Source organism: Spirulina subsalsa CS-330 (genome assembly GCF_028330765.1).
GTDB lineage: Bacteria > Cyanobacteriota > Cyanobacteriia > Cyanobacteriales > Spirulinaceae > Spirulina > Spirulina subsalsa_A.
On sequence record NZ_JAQMTY010000007.1, the window covers coordinates 1 to 14,481 of the forward strand.

At 54.3% G+C, this 14,481-nt stretch carries 16 protein-coding genes and 3 pseudogenes; 8 read left to right on the top strand and 11 right to left on the bottom strand.

The features are described from left to right. Positions 1–14: 14 nt before the first annotated feature. Positions 15–881: a DUF928 domain-containing protein gene (locus PN477_RS00345; RefSeq protein ID WP_272119183.1), complete on the bottom strand. Its 867-nt coding sequence runs from the start codon at positions 879–881 to the stop codon at positions 15–17. 554 nt (positions 882–1,435) lie between these two features. Beyond that, complete coding sequence (locus tag PN477_RS00350; RefSeq protein ID WP_272119185.1) at positions 1,436–2,377, bottom strand: septal ring lytic transglycosylase RlpA family protein; 942 nt, start codon at positions 2,375–2,377, stop codon at positions 1,436–1,438. Positions 2,378–2,747: 370 nt separating this feature from the next. Here PN477_RS00350 and purM point away from each other — a divergent pair, with 370 nt between their 5' ends. Continuing rightward, positions 2,748–3,773: a phosphoribosylformylglycinamidine cyclo-ligase gene (purM, locus tag PN477_RS00355; protein ID WP_272119187.1), complete on the top strand. Its 1,026-nt coding sequence runs from the start codon at positions 2,748–2,750 to the stop codon at positions 3,771–3,773. Positions 3,774–3,917: 144 nt separating this feature from the next. Here the strand turns inward: purM and PN477_RS00360 are convergent, their stop codons facing one another. The 3 genes from PN477_RS00360 to treS form a co-directional block, all read right to left on the bottom strand. Then, positions 3,918–4,880, bottom strand: coding sequence for a protochlorophyllide reductase (locus tag PN477_RS00360; protein ID WP_272119190.1), 963 nt, complete (start codon positions 4,878–4,880; stop codon positions 3,918–3,920). Between the two features lie 249 nt (positions 4,881–5,129). Then, the gene (locus PN477_RS00365) at positions 5,130–5,876 is read right to left on the bottom strand and encodes a D-Ala-D-Ala carboxypeptidase family metallohydrolase (protein WP_272119192.1); all 747 of its coding nucleotides are present in this window, start codon (positions 5,874–5,876) and stop codon (positions 5,130–5,132) included. A gap of 216 nt (positions 5,877–6,092) precedes the next feature. Continuing rightward, on the bottom strand, positions 6,093–9,440 hold the full coding sequence (treS, locus tag PN477_RS00370; protein WP_417158712.1) for a maltose alpha-D-glucosyltransferase: 3,348 nt from the start codon (positions 9,438–9,440) through the stop codon (positions 6,093–6,095). Positions 9,441–9,781: 341 nt separating this feature from the next. Here treS and PN477_RS00375 point away from each other — a divergent pair, with 341 nt between their 5' ends. After that, positions 9,782–10,777: an aldo/keto reductase gene (locus tag PN477_RS00375; protein ID WP_272119195.1), complete on the top strand. Its 996-nt coding sequence runs from the start codon at positions 9,782–9,784 to the stop codon at positions 10,775–10,777. 38 nt (positions 10,778–10,815) lie between these two features. Here the strand turns inward: PN477_RS00375 and PN477_RS20770 are convergent. Both PN477_RS20770 and PN477_RS00380 read right to left on the bottom strand, forming a co-directional pair. Beyond that, a pseudogene (locus PN477_RS20770) lies at positions 10,816–10,980 on the bottom strand (ATP-binding protein); the annotation flags it as partial. Next, positions 10,972–11,277: pseudogene (locus PN477_RS00380) on the bottom strand (response regulator); the annotation flags it as partial. The pseudogenes PN477_RS00380 and PN477_RS20770, both read right to left, overlap by 9 nt. A gap of 150 nt (positions 11,278–11,427) precedes the next feature. Here PN477_RS00380 and PN477_RS00385 point away from each other — a divergent pair. From PN477_RS00385 to PN477_RS00395, 3 genes are all read left to right on the top strand, one after another. Continuing rightward, on the top strand, positions 11,428–11,628 hold the full coding sequence (locus tag PN477_RS00385; protein WP_272119199.1) for a hypothetical protein: 201 nt from the start codon (positions 11,428–11,430) through the stop codon (positions 11,626–11,628). Positions 11,629–11,718: 90 nt separating this feature from the next. Further along, positions 11,719–11,922, top strand: coding sequence for a hypothetical protein (locus tag PN477_RS00390; protein WP_272119200.1), 204 nt, complete (start codon positions 11,719–11,721; stop codon positions 11,920–11,922). Between the two features lie 34 nt (positions 11,923–11,956). Then, positions 11,957–12,172 carry a hypothetical protein gene (locus PN477_RS00395; protein WP_272119202.1) on the top strand — a complete coding sequence of 72 codons (216 nt, stop codon included), beginning with the start codon at positions 11,957–11,959 and terminating at the stop codon, positions 12,170–12,172. Between the two features lie 168 nt (positions 12,173–12,340). Here the strand turns inward: PN477_RS00395 and PN477_RS00400 are convergent, their stop codons facing one another. Genes PN477_RS00400 through PN477_RS00410 form a run of 3 tightly spaced genes read right to left on the bottom strand, consistent with a single transcriptional unit; the run spans position 12,341 to position 13,048 of the window. After that, positions 12,341–12,598, bottom strand: coding sequence for a Txe/YoeB family addiction module toxin (locus tag PN477_RS00400; protein ID WP_272119204.1), 258 nt, complete (start codon positions 12,596–12,598; stop codon positions 12,341–12,343). Beyond that, positions 12,595–12,843 carry a type II toxin-antitoxin system Phd/YefM family antitoxin gene (locus tag PN477_RS00405; protein ID WP_272119206.1) on the bottom strand — a complete coding sequence of 83 codons (249 nt, stop codon included), beginning with the start codon at positions 12,841–12,843 and terminating at the stop codon, positions 12,595–12,597. Before PN477_RS00405 ends, PN477_RS00400 begins: the two co-directional genes overlap by 4 nt. Before the next feature lie 4 nt (positions 12,844–12,847). Then, positions 12,848–13,048: a hypothetical protein gene (locus PN477_RS00410; protein WP_272119209.1), complete on the bottom strand. Its 201-nt coding sequence runs from the start codon at positions 13,046–13,048 to the stop codon at positions 12,848–12,850. 164 nt (positions 13,049–13,212) lie between these two features. Between PN477_RS00410 and PN477_RS00415 the strand changes: the two genes are divergently transcribed. Then, a complete protein-coding gene (locus PN477_RS00415; protein ID WP_272119211.1) occupies positions 13,213–13,557 on the top strand; it encodes a hypothetical protein in 345 nt (114 codons plus the stop codon). After that, positions 13,554–13,964, top strand: coding sequence for an HNH endonuclease (locus PN477_RS00420; RefSeq protein WP_272119213.1), 411 nt, complete (start codon positions 13,554–13,556; stop codon positions 13,962–13,964). Before PN477_RS00415 ends, PN477_RS00420 begins: the two co-directional genes overlap by 4 nt. A gap of 186 nt (positions 13,965–14,150) precedes the next feature. Here the strand turns inward: PN477_RS00420 and PN477_RS00425 are convergent. Next, positions 14,151–14,345: pseudogene (locus PN477_RS00425) on the bottom strand (DUF3368 domain-containing protein); the annotation flags it as partial. An 86-nt stretch (positions 14,346–14,431) separates the two neighbouring features. On the opposite strand from PN477_RS00425, the gene PN477_RS20775 reads away from it, so the two are divergent. Next, positions 14,432–14,481: helix-turn-helix domain-containing protein (locus tag PN477_RS20775; RefSeq protein ID WP_417158713.1), on the top strand; the 50-nt coding region annotated here is incomplete at its 3' end.

The window sequence follows — 14,481 nt, forward strand, 5'->3', positions numbered from 1 at the left end:
AACGGGGGAGTATGTCAATGAATGAAGGTGGCGGCTGAGAACTCGCACAGTTGGGCGGAGTTGAGCAAGATAGACCAGTTATCTGTGGCATTGTTACAGTGCGAGGACAGATAGGCGGGTGTGGATGTGCGGCGATCGCGGGCATAGGCTTGGAGGGGTTCGTACCACAACCCGGCATCCGCGTAGGCGGCGGGGTTGGTGGCCGGGTCAAGCTGTTTCACCCGCTGGGCGATCGCATCATCCTCGGATAACCGCTGCACCCAACCATCGATCGCAATATTAGCGGTGGGATCATCGGGATTCAGCACGAGACTCACGTACCAATGGTAGACTGCTCCGGGTTCTAAGGCGTAGCGATCGCCCTCCGGCAGGGTAAACGTCATAATGCCGCTGGTGTCCGGGGCTGCCTGTTCCATCTCATACACCAACAGTTCATCCATCCCATTGTCCAGGTTATGGCGATAGAGGGTGAATTTTACCGTTTGTGCCGCTGACGCAGGGACGTAGGCATAGAACTCTGGCCGCGCCGAGAGGGTGAGAGGCATCACACCGGCAGGAACCAAGGTCTTCAGGTAGGAAGGCAAGGTCAGCCCTGTGCGAGTGCCGCCATCGCCCGCACTGCTAGGCGCACCCCGATCCGGGGGAGAAAATGAGCTACGAGTCCCGCCATCGCTCGCGCTGCTCGGAGCACCGCGATCGGGGGGGACAAATGACCCACGAGTGCCGCCATCGCTCGCACTTCTTGGCGCACCGCGATCAGGGGGGTTAAACGTTTGAGCCGCCACCGGATTAACCATCAACACAGCACCTGTACTCAGAGCGGTGCAGCAAAGGGCAGCGAGGGAGGGTTTCCAGGATTTGAATAAGGGAGAAAAGGACATTGCCTAAAAAACTCCTTGAATAATCTTGACTAAAGGATTTGTATTACTGCGGAAAGCCAGTGCTGCACCGAACCAAAGGCTGGGTTGTCCAAAACGAGATAGTGACACAATCAAATCATCATCATGTTCAGACACTCATCCGGACAATTTTCGATGTAGGTGTGCTGTGATCATTAGAAGATGGACGAACATACTGAAAAATAAAGTGAGCGATCGCTACAGCCTCAGAACAGAGTCGCACTTAAAGTTAGAACGTTAAATTCATAATCTGTCATACCGAGAAAGCACTGAGCTGAACGAACAACCATCACAATGTTGACATTCGTGAGTTTACTGACTATCACTACCATAACAATAGACGAAAACTCTTCGGCTCTTATGAAGAAATTGTTGGGATTCTTGAGGCTGTCATTGCACCTGTTCACATTGACGCGGTACAAGGGAGCTTGTCCCGTTTTCCCAATCCCAACGAAACAAGGCTAGGGGCGGAACCCTAGCCTTAGTTGTGGAAATTTTAACTAAAATGGTGCAGTGAGTCGGCAGAATGGGACTCGTTAGTGCAACACCTCAAGTTGAACAGGAGCCACGCCGCTACCGAGCATCCCGATCGCCCCTGCCGCAGCCTTAGAAAGGTCAATGACACGATTATGCGTAAAGGGGCCGCGATCGTTAATCCGCACCACAACGGATGTGCCGCTGTTCAGGTTAGTGACCCGCACTTGAGTCCCAAAGGGGAGGGTACGATGGGCCGCGGTTAACGCATTTTGGTTAAACCGTTCACCGCTGGCACTGCGGCGACCATGGAAACCAGGGCCATACCAGGATGCCATGCCCCGTTGGGCTTGGCCGGTGGGCTGGGCTGACGTGCTGGTTCCGACGGTGGCGCGGTAGCGAGGTCTGGGGACAATATTGCCCATGGCGAGGGGGCTTGCACCGCCCAATAAACGCCGCAGACGGTTCGTCACTTGGAGAGCATCTTGATCCCAATTGTTGGTGCTGTCGGGCAAAATATGCTCTGTGTCAACCGACGTGATGGCTTCGTCGTTCAACATCACGAGGTAGGTTTCTTGGTCTTGATTCCATTTCAGCGTCAATTGGGCAGCCGCTTCGGGGGAGAGTTGGTTAATGCGATCGCCCACCATCGCAGCCCGCCAGAGGGGATCGGTTTCTGAGAGGGCGAGATCGCCGTTGATCACTTGATCGGGGGTGAGAAAGCCAACGGTAGATGCAGCGGTTTCAGGCTCGGACTCACCGAGGAATGTCAACACGGGAATGTTGTGAACGTAGAGCGTCACAGCGGGGGACGTTCCCATGGTGTGGGAATAGATTTCGGTGGGACTGGGGGCGATCGCCACGGTGGTGGTGGTTTCAGATGCTGTGGTTTCGACAGCGATCGCATCGGTTTGGAGAGAGCTTTGCGCCGTTGCTGCGCTAGCTGTGCCCATCAGAGTGGTTAGTACAGTAGCGGTGACGCTACTCCAAAGTTTCTTAGTCATAGGCTGTGTATATCGTGTCATCCCAACCATGGGGTTTAGACTGGTGACCTCAAGCGCGATGCACGAAATCTAAACGTTTCCTAATTCAGAACTGCCACAGCCTACCATGAATTTTTGTAACGGGAAACGGTAGAGGACTAAACCCCATCCCCATGCCCTCACAATCAAAATCTTTTTAATAGCCTGACCCCTGATGATAGCTAGGGTTTTCCCCTTTGAGGGTGGGGTCAAATGTCATTGATTTAAAATTCTGATAGGGGGCATTACTGAAATATTCAGCCCTGCGATTTTTTTTAAGATGTGAGACTATTTTTGAACCAGTCGATCCTAAAATAGCCTCTGTTCTGTCATGAGAATTGGGTCACCACCAATGGATTACAAAGAAGCTGGAGTCGATGTCGCCGCAGGCCGCTCCTTCGTTGAGAAAATTCGGCAGGATGTGCAAAGTACCCAACGGTCAGAAGTGCTAGGACAGTTGGGCGGGTTTGCCGGTTGCTTTCAATTGCCCTCTGGCTATCGTGAGCCGGTTTTAGTGTCGGGAACGGACGGCGTGGGGACTAAACTCAAAATCGCCCACAGTGTCAATCAACATCACACGGTGGGGATTGACCTCGTCGCCATGTGTGTTAATGACATTCTGACGACGGGAGCGGAGCCGCTCTTTTTCCTCGACTACATCGCCACCGGCAAACTCGAACCCGAACAACTGGCCGAAGTGGTGGCGGGCATTGCCGAGGGCTGTCGGCACAGTGGCTGTGCGCTGTTGGGGGGGGAAACCGCTGAAATGCCGGGCTTTTATGGTGCGGGGGAATACGATTTGGCGGGGTTTTGTGTGGGGGTGGTGGAAAAAGCCGATCGCCTCGATGGGTCCCAGGTGCAGGTGGGCGATGTGGCGATCGCTCTCCCCAGTAATGGCATCCACAGTAACGGCTTTTCCCTAGTGCGCAAAATCATCGCCACCCAAGGCTACGACTGGGCCGACTGCCCGGCGGGCCTCGGCGGTGCGTCCCTCCTGGACACCGTCCTCGCTCCTACCCAAATCTATGTCAACGTGATTCGCACCGCCCTCGCTGCGGGCCTCGATATCCACGGCATGGCCCACATTACCGGCGGCGGTCTGCCGGAAAATCTGCCGCGTTGTCTCAATTCGGGCCAATCGATCCGCGTCGATCGCACCGCCTGGACTGTGCCCCCCGTGTTCCAATGGCTCGCCCAGGCCGGTGATGTGTCCGAGGCCGCGATGTTCGACACCTTCAATATGGGGGTGGGGTATGGGGTGATTGTGCCAGTTAGCGAGGCGGAGGGGGCGATCGCGCATTTCACAACCCAGGGAATGGAGGCGATCGCGATCGGGGAAGTGATTCCCGGTGATGGGTCGCTGGAGTGGGCGGCGTGAAACGGAACAGACGAGCAAGCCGGGGATTTAAATCCCCGACTCAGAGCGAAAGTGGGCTACAGCCCACTCAATCCGAAACCTGCTTTAACGGGTTTTGACCATCCGCCCAGAACTTGAACTCTGGGCGGGGAGGGCAGCGATCGCCTAGGCCAAGCCCACCAGATTCAGGCTGAGATCCCACAACTCTTCGGCTTTTTGTTCATCGCTGGCCTCGTCGGAAATCTCCTGGGCAAAGGAACGGCGGCCCGGCTTTTGGCGGTTGCCCCAACTCCAGTACATCCCCGATTCCTTCAGTTCGGGATCGTACACCGTCGCAGCCACCCGTTCGCCCGCGAGTTCTTGGGTGACATAGCCGCCGGTAATATTTTTCTGGAACCAGGGGAAAATGGTTTGGAAGAGACCGTAGTGATTGCGGAAAAGGGGCGTATCAGCCACACAGCCAGGATAGAGCGAGGTGAACGTGATCCCCGTTGAGGCATGATAGCGGCGGTGCAGTTCCCGCATTGTCAGGACGTTGCACAGTTTGCTGTCTTTATACGCCTTCCCAGATTTGAATTTTTTGCCGTTGATCATCGAGATCGGCGCTTTGAAACCGTCTTTAAAGCCTTGGAGATCGCCCAAGTCCGGCGGGGCGGGAATGGGGATTTTACCGCCGAGTTCCTTCGGGTTGGCGGTGACAGTGCCTAGGATCACGAGGCGTTTGTCCGTGGCGTTGGACTGTGCGAAGTCCGCCAGCATTGAATTGCAGAGGAGGAAATGGCCGAGGTGGTTGGTGGCAACGCTGATTTCGTAGCCGTCGGCGTTGCGTAGGGGTTCGTCGAGGAGGGGATAGTACACCGCAGCGTTACAGACGAGGGCGGTGAGGGGGCGGCCAAGGCTGCGATAGTTGCTGACAAAGGCGCGGACGCTTTGGAAGTCGGCGAGGTCGATGGGGAGGATGGTGTAGCGATCGCTTGGTATTCCCACCGATTGGGCAGCGGCTTTGGTTTTTTCAAGATTCCGACAGGCCATCACAACATGCCAACCCTCTTGTTTCGCGAGGGCTTTGGCAGCGTAAAGGCCAACACCAGAGGATGCGCCAGTAATGATTGCGGTTTTTTCTTCCATGGGGATTAACAGGCGATGAATCGTGATTGAGACGTTTTTTATGATCTCACAGGGATGCGATCGCCCCCGTAATTGTTACAAAGGGTTAAATATAGCGATCCTAAATCAATCGGAGATCTGATCTCCTCATCAACAAGGGGCTTAAGCCCCTTGTTAAGCCCCTTGCCTGTTCATGAATTAAATTAGGATTGCGATAGAAGCGGTGCAAAACGGTTACACCCCAAAACAGTTAGCAAGATTCAGGAAAGGTTAGTAGTTGAAATACACCCGCGAACCTGGGCGAATATCCATGTGCCAAAACCCTTTACTGGGGCCGGCAATGCCCACGCCCTTAATCTCCGGGATCGACTTAATCACACTCAACAGCGTGGCATAGTCGCCATTGAGGGGGCGCACATCCAACGCCCGCCCATATTTATGCTGAGAGCGGCCCGCTCCAATGCTCAGATTCGGCGGCCGATAGGCGCTATTGATTGCGATCGGTGACCCAAATTTCGATCGCACCTTCCCAAACACCTTCGCCGTTTCCATCATATTGCGCACCACCTGATCCGCACTGCCAAAATCCGACGTGCTGATCGGCTTGCGACTCAACCCCGCCGTCATTTCGCCCCAGGTGATATTACTCCCCGGCACTACCATTTCATTTTCATAAATCAACCCCACCACCGGGAAAGTGGCCGATCGCCCCGACTTACTGCCGGCACTGGCGTTCGTGGTCGTGGGCACATTATCCACTTGATCGGAAACGTCATGTTTTTCTTCCACATCGGCCAAAATGTCGATGGTGCTTTGGCCAATGTCTTCGGGATACGCCAGATAATAATCCTTTTTAAACGCAGCAAAGGCGGCCAGGGTTTTCGGGCCGACATAGCCATCCACACCGCTTTTTTCCAAGTAGCCCGCTAAGGCCAGTTGCCCTTGAATCCATTTCATTGTGTCTCGATCTTGGATCGAGTTCAGGGGGACGGAACCGCTAATCGTAGGTTTACTCATAAGTTGCACTACCTTGTCAAGGTTAATGGTGATGGGGTCACAGTGGCCGAATTCAAGCTGGATGCTTGAACCGTGATCGTGAAGGCGTTACAGAAAGATCCAGCCTTTAACTACTGTGAATTGCAACGATGCTACTGTTTGGCCCGCAATTTTACAAAGCAATAATTAGGAATTCTAAAATTGCCGTAAAAAATTAAGCTTTGCACTGCTGCTGAACTAGCCTTCTAGTAGTTGCAAAATGCGTTGCAGGGTGATTTCAATCCAGTCGGGGTGTTGTTCGAGGTCGTCGCTGAGTTCTTGGAGGACTTTTTCTAAGAGGTAGGCATCGAGGATGATTTGGCATTCCTGTTCGGTGGTGGGGAGAAATTGACCCGGTTGCGCGATCGCCAGGTAATGCTTGAGGAAAACAACGCTCACCCAGCGATACCAATAGTCCGCCCATTGCTCCATGTAGCCCTGTTGTTCGGGGCGAATCAGGCCGCTGTCGAGTTCTTGGCGCAGGCCGATGCTGACGGCGTAATAGAACGATTGCACCATGCCGGCCACATCCCGCAGGGGCGATCGCTTCATCCGTCGTTCGCTCATCGGGCGGTTGCTCTCGCCTTTGAAATCGATGATCACGAAATCCTTGCCGGTGTAGAGCACTTGACCGAGGTGATAGTCGCCGTGACAGCGCGATCGCATCGCCGTGATTTTCTGGTTTAAGACCCGTTGGAAGCGATCGAGAATTTGATCTTGGCGATTGAGCACCGTTTGCACCAGGGTTTGATCCGGCTCGGAAAATTGGTTGAGGCGTTTTTTCAGGGTGAGCATCACCTGACCCGCCAAATTCCGGCTATATTGATATACCGATCGCTGATAGAACGAGGTGAAGGGTTCCGGCGCAAACGCCGCCTCGCGGGGTTCTGAGGCTAGGGCGAGATGCAATTCCGCCGTGCGCTGGCCGAGGAGTTCCACCGCGCCGAGGTAAGAGCCGATATGGTCATACACCACTTCGGGGATCTCCAATTCTTGGGCAGAGGCGATCGACACCACGGGGAAGGTGAGGTCTGCGACGGGAATCTGCGACACCAATACCTGCTCAAAATAGCCCCGCAATCGGTCGAGGGTGAAATTCCACGCCAGCGTTGTATCGGGCACATAGCCGCGCAAAATGCCGATGGACATGGCGGGTTGATTGGGGCGACGGTATTCCAACGCGCCGAAGACGGGAGCGGTGAGGCTCGACTGTTGTTCGGTGAGGAGTTGGCTCACTTCGAGGTCGGGGTTAATCGTGTCTTCGAGGCTGCGGTAGAGCTTGAGGATCAGTTGATCGCCGTAGACGATGGAACTGTTGTCCTGTTCGCCGCGATAGGGATGGGGGTCGAGGGGGGACGCGCCTAAGTCTAGGGTTTTGAAGGCGTTGGTGGTGCTGGCGACGAGTTGGCCATGGCTGCCTTTGTAGCGGCGTTTTTTAGCGATCGCCTCCAACAAGACCGGCAAAAACGGCGGTTCACGCAGGGCATCAAACAGCCATCCCGTCGTCCCATCCGCTGCTTTGGCGGCGGTTTTACTGCGTCCCTTGGTGGGGGTGGGGGTGAGTTGGAGTTGGGCGATCGCCCCCTCCGGAGTCGCCAACTCCCCAAAGGTCAACGGAATGCTGTAGAGTTCCGGCAGTCCTTCGGTATATTCCACCTCTAAAATCACCAATTCCACCTCACAACGGACAGTATTGATTGCGATCGTGTCCTGCACCGTCACCCCTTGCACCGTGCGCCCTTTGCCCCGGAACCAAGGACAGGTACGCAAATAACTACTCAACACCGTATTCAGTACCGGCTTAAACTCCGGCTGGGTGAGGAGCGTTTGCCAAGCGCCTTGAATTTCGAGGCTAGGCGGTTCATGCACCGCTTGCGGCGACCCCTGCACCACGTCCACCGGCTGCAACAGGAACCAATAGAAAGCATGGGGCGCAATGCTGAGGAAATAGGGGGACTTGCCGATCGCCGGGAACGGATTGCGCCCGAAAATTTCCACCGGAACCATGCCATGGAACGGCGTTAAATCCAACTCCACCGACTGCACAAACCGGGATAAATTCGCCACCACCAAAATATGCTCGCCGCCATAGGTGCGCGTGAAGGCCAACACCTTACGATTTTCTGGATAGAGAAGCTCGAACGTGCCGCGCCCAAAGGCCTGGAATCGTGCCCGCACTGCCAAGAGCCGTTTCATCCACCACCACAGGGAGGAGGTATTGGCCCGCTGGGCTTCGACGTTGATCGCTTCGTAGTGGTATTCCGAATCGAGGATCACGGGGAGATAGAGGCGATGGGGGTTAGCGCGACTGAATCCGGCATTGCGATCGGCGCTCCACTGCATCGGCGTGCGCACCCCGTCGCGATCGCCCAAATAAATATTGTCCCCCATCCCCAACTCATCGCCGTAATAGAGCACCGGCGTACCCGGCAGGGACATCAGCAGGCCATTCATTAACTCAATTTGGCGGCGATCGTTCCCCAACAAGGGCGCAAGACGGCGACGAATCCCCAAATTAATCCGCGCTTGGGGATCTTGGGCATAGGTGCGATACATATAATCGCGGTCTTCATCGCTGACCATTTCCAGGGTTAGCTCGTCATGGTTGCGCAGAAACAGCGCCCATTGGCAGTTATTGGGAATCGAGGGGGTTTGCTTAAGAATATCTGCGATCGGAAAACTATCCTCCATGCGCAGCCCCATAAACAGGCGCGGCATCAGGGGGAAATGGAAATTCATGTGGCATTCATCCCCCTTCCCGTAATAGGTCGCCGCATCTTCGGGCCATTGGTTCGCCTCCGCCAGCAGGAGAATATTGGCGAAATTCTCATCCACATGACTGCGCAGCTTCTTTAAAAAATCGTGGGTTTCGGGGAGGTTTTCGCAGTTGGTATCATCCTGCTCGTACAAATAGGGCACGGCATCCATGCGCAGGCCATCGACTCCCATCGACAGCCAAAAATCCACCACATCCAGCACCGCCTGCTGTACCGCCGGATTGCGATAATTAATGTCCGGTTGATGGGAATAAAACCGATGCCAATAATAGGCTTTTGCGACGGGGTCCCAAGCCCAGTTTGAGGTTTCAAAATCTTGGAAAATAATCCGCACATCGGGGAAGCGTTCCGGGGTGTCGCTCCACACATAAAAATCCCGCTCAGGACTGCCGGGGGGGGCATGGCGGGCCCGCTGGAACCAGGGATGTTGATCGGAGGTGTGGTTGACGATCAATTCAATGATCACCCGAATGCCCCGCGCATGGCTTTCGTTGAGGAGTTCTTGGAAGTCTTCGAGGCTGCCGTAGATCGGGTTGATGGAAAGATAGTCGGCGATGTCGTAGCCGTCGTCCCGGAGGGGAGAGGGGAAAAAGGGCAGCGTCCAAATGGCGGTCACGCCTAGATCCTGCAAATAGTCGAGTTTTTCGGTCAGGCCGCGAAAGTCGCCAATGCCGTCGCCGTTGCTGTCGGCGAAGGATTTGACCGGCACTTCATAGATCACGGCATCTTTGAACCAAAGGGGATCATCGTTGAGGAGGGTGGTTTGCATCGTGGCCAGGGGTGGAATGGAGGTGGAGTGCATCCGAGTTGAGTCCATGAGGTGCGATCGCCCTCATTTTATCGTGCTCACTGGGGGCGATCGCGCGATCGGATGCTCGCTGTTCTGCAACGCAAGCGAGGCAAATCGGGTTAATCACAATAAAACACAATGTTTATTCATATTTAGTTACCAATAGCCCCGATTTACTTCAATTCTCACGTTTAACATCCTTCTCACCCCGCCCAACGTTGCAAACAATAACAAGCCGTAGAAAAATCTTAATGAATGCCCTCATCCCTAACCCTTCTCCTGAGGGAGAAGGGAACAGCCCTCTCCCCTCTTTTCCCACCATGACCCATTCCCCTACCGCCTCGACTTCTGCGATTCATTTCCCCGAAATTGGCTGCGGCACATGGGCCTGGGGTAATCAAATTCTCTGGGACTACACCCCCGCCATGGATGACCAACTGCAAGCCGTGTTTAACTATGCCGTCGGGCGCGGGATGACGTTTTTTGATACGGGGGATTCCTACGGGACGGGGAAGCTCAAAGGACGGAGTGAGGAACTCTTGGGGCGGTTTGCTCGTGAATATCGCGGCGCGAATCGGGATCGTATTTGCCTCGCGACGAAACTCGCGCCCTATCCCTGGCGCTTGACGCGGGGGGCGATGGTGCGGGCGGCGGCGGCATCGGCGGAACGGTTGGGGCGACCGATTGATCTGGTGCAACTCCATTGGTCTACGGCGAATTATTTCCCCTGGCAGGAGGGGCCGCTCTTGGCTGGGTTGATGGATTTGTATGAGCGGGGTTTGGTGAAGGGGGTGGGGCTGTCCAATTTCGGCCCGCAACGCTTGCAATGGGTGCTGCAACGCTTTCAAGCCCGCCACATCCCGATCGCATCCCTTCAGGTGCAATATTCCCTGCTTTCCACTACGCCCGTGCAGGGGTCGGGGTTGAAGGAATTGTGCGATCGCAACCACATCCACCTAATCGCCTACAGCCCCCTCACCCTCGGCCTCCTCACTGGTAAATATTCCCCCACCGGCCCCTTCCCCAAAGGCTTACGGGGCTTCCTCTGCCGTAAAATTCTCCCCGGTATGGCTCCCCTCACGCACGCCCTCACCAAGATCGCCACTGAACGCGAGAAAACCCCCGCCCAAGTCGCCCTCAACTGGTGCATCTGCAACGGCACGATGCCCATCCCCGGCGCGAAAACCCTCCAACAAGTTCAACAAAACGCCGGAGCCATGGGCTGGCGACTCCACAGCGGTGAGGTAGCCGCTCTCAATGCCGCTGCCGCCCAACTGGATCAGGTGATGGTGCAAAACATTTTCCAAAGCCGTTGATCCTGACCTGTCCTCCTTCAGATCCCTGGGGGATTGGGTTAGGGAGATAGGGCAGGGTTACGAGCGAGGGGGAGGCGGAGGAGAAAGCAACTACCCTGGTTGAGTTGGCTTTGAACGGTGAGGGTTCCGTGATGGTGATGGGCGATCGCTAACCCCAACCCGGCCCCGCCATGGGTGCGTGAGCGATCCTGATCCACCCGATAGTCATCCGCTCCGGCATCGAGGCCCTGAATTTTGTCAGCCATGCCATCCCGCGCCGTCAACATCAACACCGGCAGGGCGTTGCCGCGATCGCGCAATTGCTGAATCACAGCCAAACCCGACAATTTCGGCACTAACCAATCCAGCACCGCGATCGTATACACCAAATCTGAACGAGTCAGATAGTTCCACGCCATGGAACCATCCAGCACCCAGTCCACCACATACCGCTCTTGGCTCAAGGCCCGTTTAATCGCGTGACCCAAATCCGGTTCATCTTCCAGGAGCAAAATTCGCATCGTTCCGTTGGGTTAACCTGCGTCCGATTGTCCCCCAAACCGCTCAATTTCACCCCAATTTCATGATCACAGGATTTCCCATGGATTTCATGTTGATTTCATCCCAAGCTGACACAGTGAGAGTATTCACACCGCTTCGAGGTTCAATCCATGATGAAATCAATCTTAGCCAGCGTTGCTTTAACTTCCGTATTAGGTGTAACCCTAACCCTCGTTCCTCTCGGCAATCCTGCCCAAGCATCCGACCTGAACAGCAGCAGCGATCGCTTCACCTCAGACCTACAAAATAGCTGTGGCGACCATGGCGACCACCGCAGCCACACACCCAAGCCCCGACGCGGTTCCCGCTAGATGCGCCTCGTTGCCTGCCCTGGTCTCGGCAGGCAATCACCCGCTCATCCTCTTGACAAAATAACCACCTCAAATCCTACCCACTCAACCATGCTCAAACATCACCTAAGCCTCGGCAGTGCGATCGCTCTTCTCCTCCTCACCCCCCTCACCGGCCACGCCCAACATCACCAAACCACCGTAACCCCCTCAGCCCAATCGCCCGCCGATTCAATCCAAACCAGCATGAATCACGGCGGCACAGACCACGAAACCATGGATCACGAAACTATGGATCACGAAACCATGGACTGATTCCCTTGTTCTGCTTAATCTTTGAGATGTTGCCATGACTGTTCCCTATCTGACACGCCGAAACTTACTGCGCATTGCGGCGGGCTTGGGTCTGACCGTCGGCGTTCATTCGTTACTGCCTGCCCCGGCTCGTTCCCGTGCCACGGTTTTAGGGGAATTGCCGCCCCTCGATCGCTACCCTGATCGCGTGGATCTTCAAGTGTTGGATCAGGCGGTGAGGATTGGCGATCGCACCACTCGGCAACCCTGACACCACCAAACCCAAAATTAAACCGCCCCAAACCCGCCGCGACCAACCCATGCGTTCAAACCTCCGTCATCTCACATCAAAAATTTAACGCACATCCGCAGCCCCAGAGCCGCTTATTCAGTTACAGGACGCAGAACGACAAATTTCGCAATTGAAGGCAAATATCAATCACTCGTAATGTGTCCACATCCTCAAAACCTTCACAATCCTCTCTTGCTCATGGACTTCGTACACCAAACGGTGTTGCTGGTTGATTCGGCGAGAATAATAGCCCGCCAAATTGCCTACCAATTTCTCATAAGGCGGTTGATAGGGATTTTGTACCAAAATATTGAGCAGCTTCTGCGCCTTTCGCTTCAGACCTGCTGACGCTAGCTTTTTGGCATCCTTCGCCGCCTGCTTGGTCAAAACAACCCGCCAAGTCACCAGTCTAGATTCTCAAGCTCAATACAATCTTCGAGGGGTGTGGTTGCTTCTTGTTGGATCGATTCAACCAAGCCTGGAATACTGCCGAGATACAGCGATTCTTGCATGGCATCCCAATCCGCTTTCGAGATCAACACTGCCTCATGATTTGAGCCTGTAATGAGTATCGGGCTGTGACGTTGCGACACCTCATCAACCAATTGGTTGAGATTGTCTTGAGCCTGACGAATCGGTAATGAATTCATGGGTTTAGTTAACTGTAGAGAACACAGCATCATGATGAATTGACGTATCCGTAAACCCACTGCCCTGTGGAGCTGGAGTAATTCGTAACCGTTGGCGCGGTTCGATCGTATACCCCTGACGGACTAAAAAATCATGTAAGGCAATTTGCAGGGCGCGATCAAAAGAGAGCGATTCTTGTTCTGCATATTGGGCTAAAGTCTCCATGATCTCACATCAAAAATTTAACGCACATCCGCAGCCCCAGAGCCACTTATTCAGTTACAGGACGCAGAAAGACAAATTTCGCATTTTGGTACGAGTGCGTAGTGAACGAACTCCAGAATCAACACGATCGCTAAAATAGAACCACCACACATCTTCACATCCCTATGGCAACCATCACGCTTAACGTTCCTGATGAACTGGTTCCCCAACTGAATGAACTGGGCGATCGCCTCCCTGCTCTGTTGCAACAATGTCTGCAAGCTCCTCTCCCTAACCACGTCTATCACCATATTCTCAACTTTATCGCCAGCCGCCCCACCCCAGAAGAGATTGCCGCCTTTCGACCCACCTCAGAAATGGGCGATCGTCTGCGCTGGCTTCTCGACCGGAACCAAGCCGGAACCCTCACCGCCGCTGAACAAGCCGAACTCGATGAATACGAACGCATTGAGCATCTCATCGTCATGCTCAAAATCGGCAATTTGCCTTACCTGACTCGCAGCGTATGAGCTACATTCCCGCCGCTCTCCGCCGCCTTGTGGTAGAGCGAGCCAACAACCGTTGTGAATATTGCCAACTGCCCGACAATGTTGGCTTCTATCCCCATGAACTGGATCATGCGATCGCCCAAAAACATCAAGGCAAAACAGAAGCCGATAACTTGGTCTTGGCCTGCTGGCGTTGTAATCGTCACAAAGGCAGCGATTTAGGTTCCTTTGATCCTGAAACCGGAGCATTCAGCTTTCTGTTCAATCCTCGAACTCAACAATGGTCAGAGCATTTCAGGTCAGAACAAGGTGAGATTAAAGGCCTCACCCCAGCAGGAAGAACCACAGAACGCCTACTGCAATTCAATCTGCCTGAGCGCGTTAAAGAACGTCAATTTCTTGACAGTTTAAACCAGAACAAGAACTGATGACTTCATTCCTCCACTCGGCAACCCTGCCACCACCAAACCCAAAATCAAACCGCCCCAAACCCGCCGCGACCAACCCATGCGTTCAAACCTCCGTCATCTCACATCAAAAATTTAACGCAAATCCGCAGCCCCAGAGCCGCTTATTCAGTTACATGACGCAAAAAGACGAATTTCGCACCTCTATCACTCTGCGGCAAAACGCAAAACCTCCTGATAAAGTGCTGCACTCACCCGAAAACCCGCTTGCTCAATCAACGCATCCATAACAGGCTCCACCTGCTGCACTAAGCCTCGCTGCTTGGCAAGAAGTAAGATGCCGAGGATACCGATGATTGAGATGCCTAATTTTCTTGCCTCTTGGCGGCCCAAACGTTCATCAGAAAAATGGGTAGAAACCCCGTCCTTCTAGGACGGCTTTGGATTAGAGTCTGCATCTTCACACAATAGATGCTATAACGTGAAGTATGACACAAAAAGCATTCAAGTACCGATTCTATCCAACTCCTGAGCAAGA

Coding starts and splice junctions, on each gene's coding strand:
- PN477_RS00365 (WP_272119192.1), bottom strand. CDS start 5,876: ATGAGTAAACCTACGATTAGCGGTTCCGTCCCCCTGAACTCGATCCAA.
- PN477_RS00350 (WP_272119185.1), bottom strand. CDS start 2,377: ATGACTAAGAAACTTTGGAGTAGCGTCACCGCTACTGTACTAACCACT.
- PN477_RS00385 (WP_272119199.1), top strand. CDS start 11,428: ATGATGAAATCAATCTTAGCCAGCGTTGCTTTAACTTCCGTATTAGGT.
- PN477_RS00390 (WP_272119200.1), top strand. CDS start 11,719: ATGCTCAAACATCACCTAAGCCTCGGCAGTGCGATCGCTCTTCTCCTC.
- PN477_RS00405 (WP_272119206.1), bottom strand. CDS start 12,843: ATGAATTCATTACCGATTCGTCAGGCTCAAGACAATCTCAACCAATTG.
- purM (WP_272119187.1), top strand. CDS start 2,748: ATGGATTACAAAGAAGCTGGAGTCGATGTCGCCGCAGGCCGCTCCTTC.
- PN477_RS00360 (WP_272119190.1), bottom strand. CDS start 4,880: ATGGAAGAAAAAACCGCAATCATTACTGGCGCATCCTCTGGTGTTGGC.
- PN477_RS00395 (WP_272119202.1), top strand. CDS start 11,957: ATGACTGTTCCCTATCTGACACGCCGAAACTTACTGCGCATTGCGGCG.
- PN477_RS00420 (WP_272119213.1), top strand. CDS start 13,554: ATGAGCTACATTCCCGCCGCTCTCCGCCGCCTTGTGGTAGAGCGAGCC.
- treS (WP_417158712.1), bottom strand. CDS start 9,440: ATGCAAACCACCCTCCTCAACGATGATCCCCTTTGGTTCAAAGATGCC.
- PN477_RS00375 (WP_272119195.1), top strand. CDS start 9,782: ATGACCCATTCCCCTACCGCCTCGACTTCTGCGATTCATTTCCCCGAA.
- PN477_RS00415 (WP_272119211.1), top strand. CDS start 13,213: ATGGCAACCATCACGCTTAACGTTCCTGATGAACTGGTTCCCCAACTG.
- PN477_RS00345 (WP_272119183.1), bottom strand. CDS start 881: ATGTCCTTTTCTCCCTTATTCAAATCCTGGAAACCCTCCCTCGCTGCC.
- PN477_RS00410 (WP_272119209.1), bottom strand. CDS start 13,048: ATGGAGACTTTAGCCCAATATGCAGAACAAGAATCGCTCTCTTTTGAT.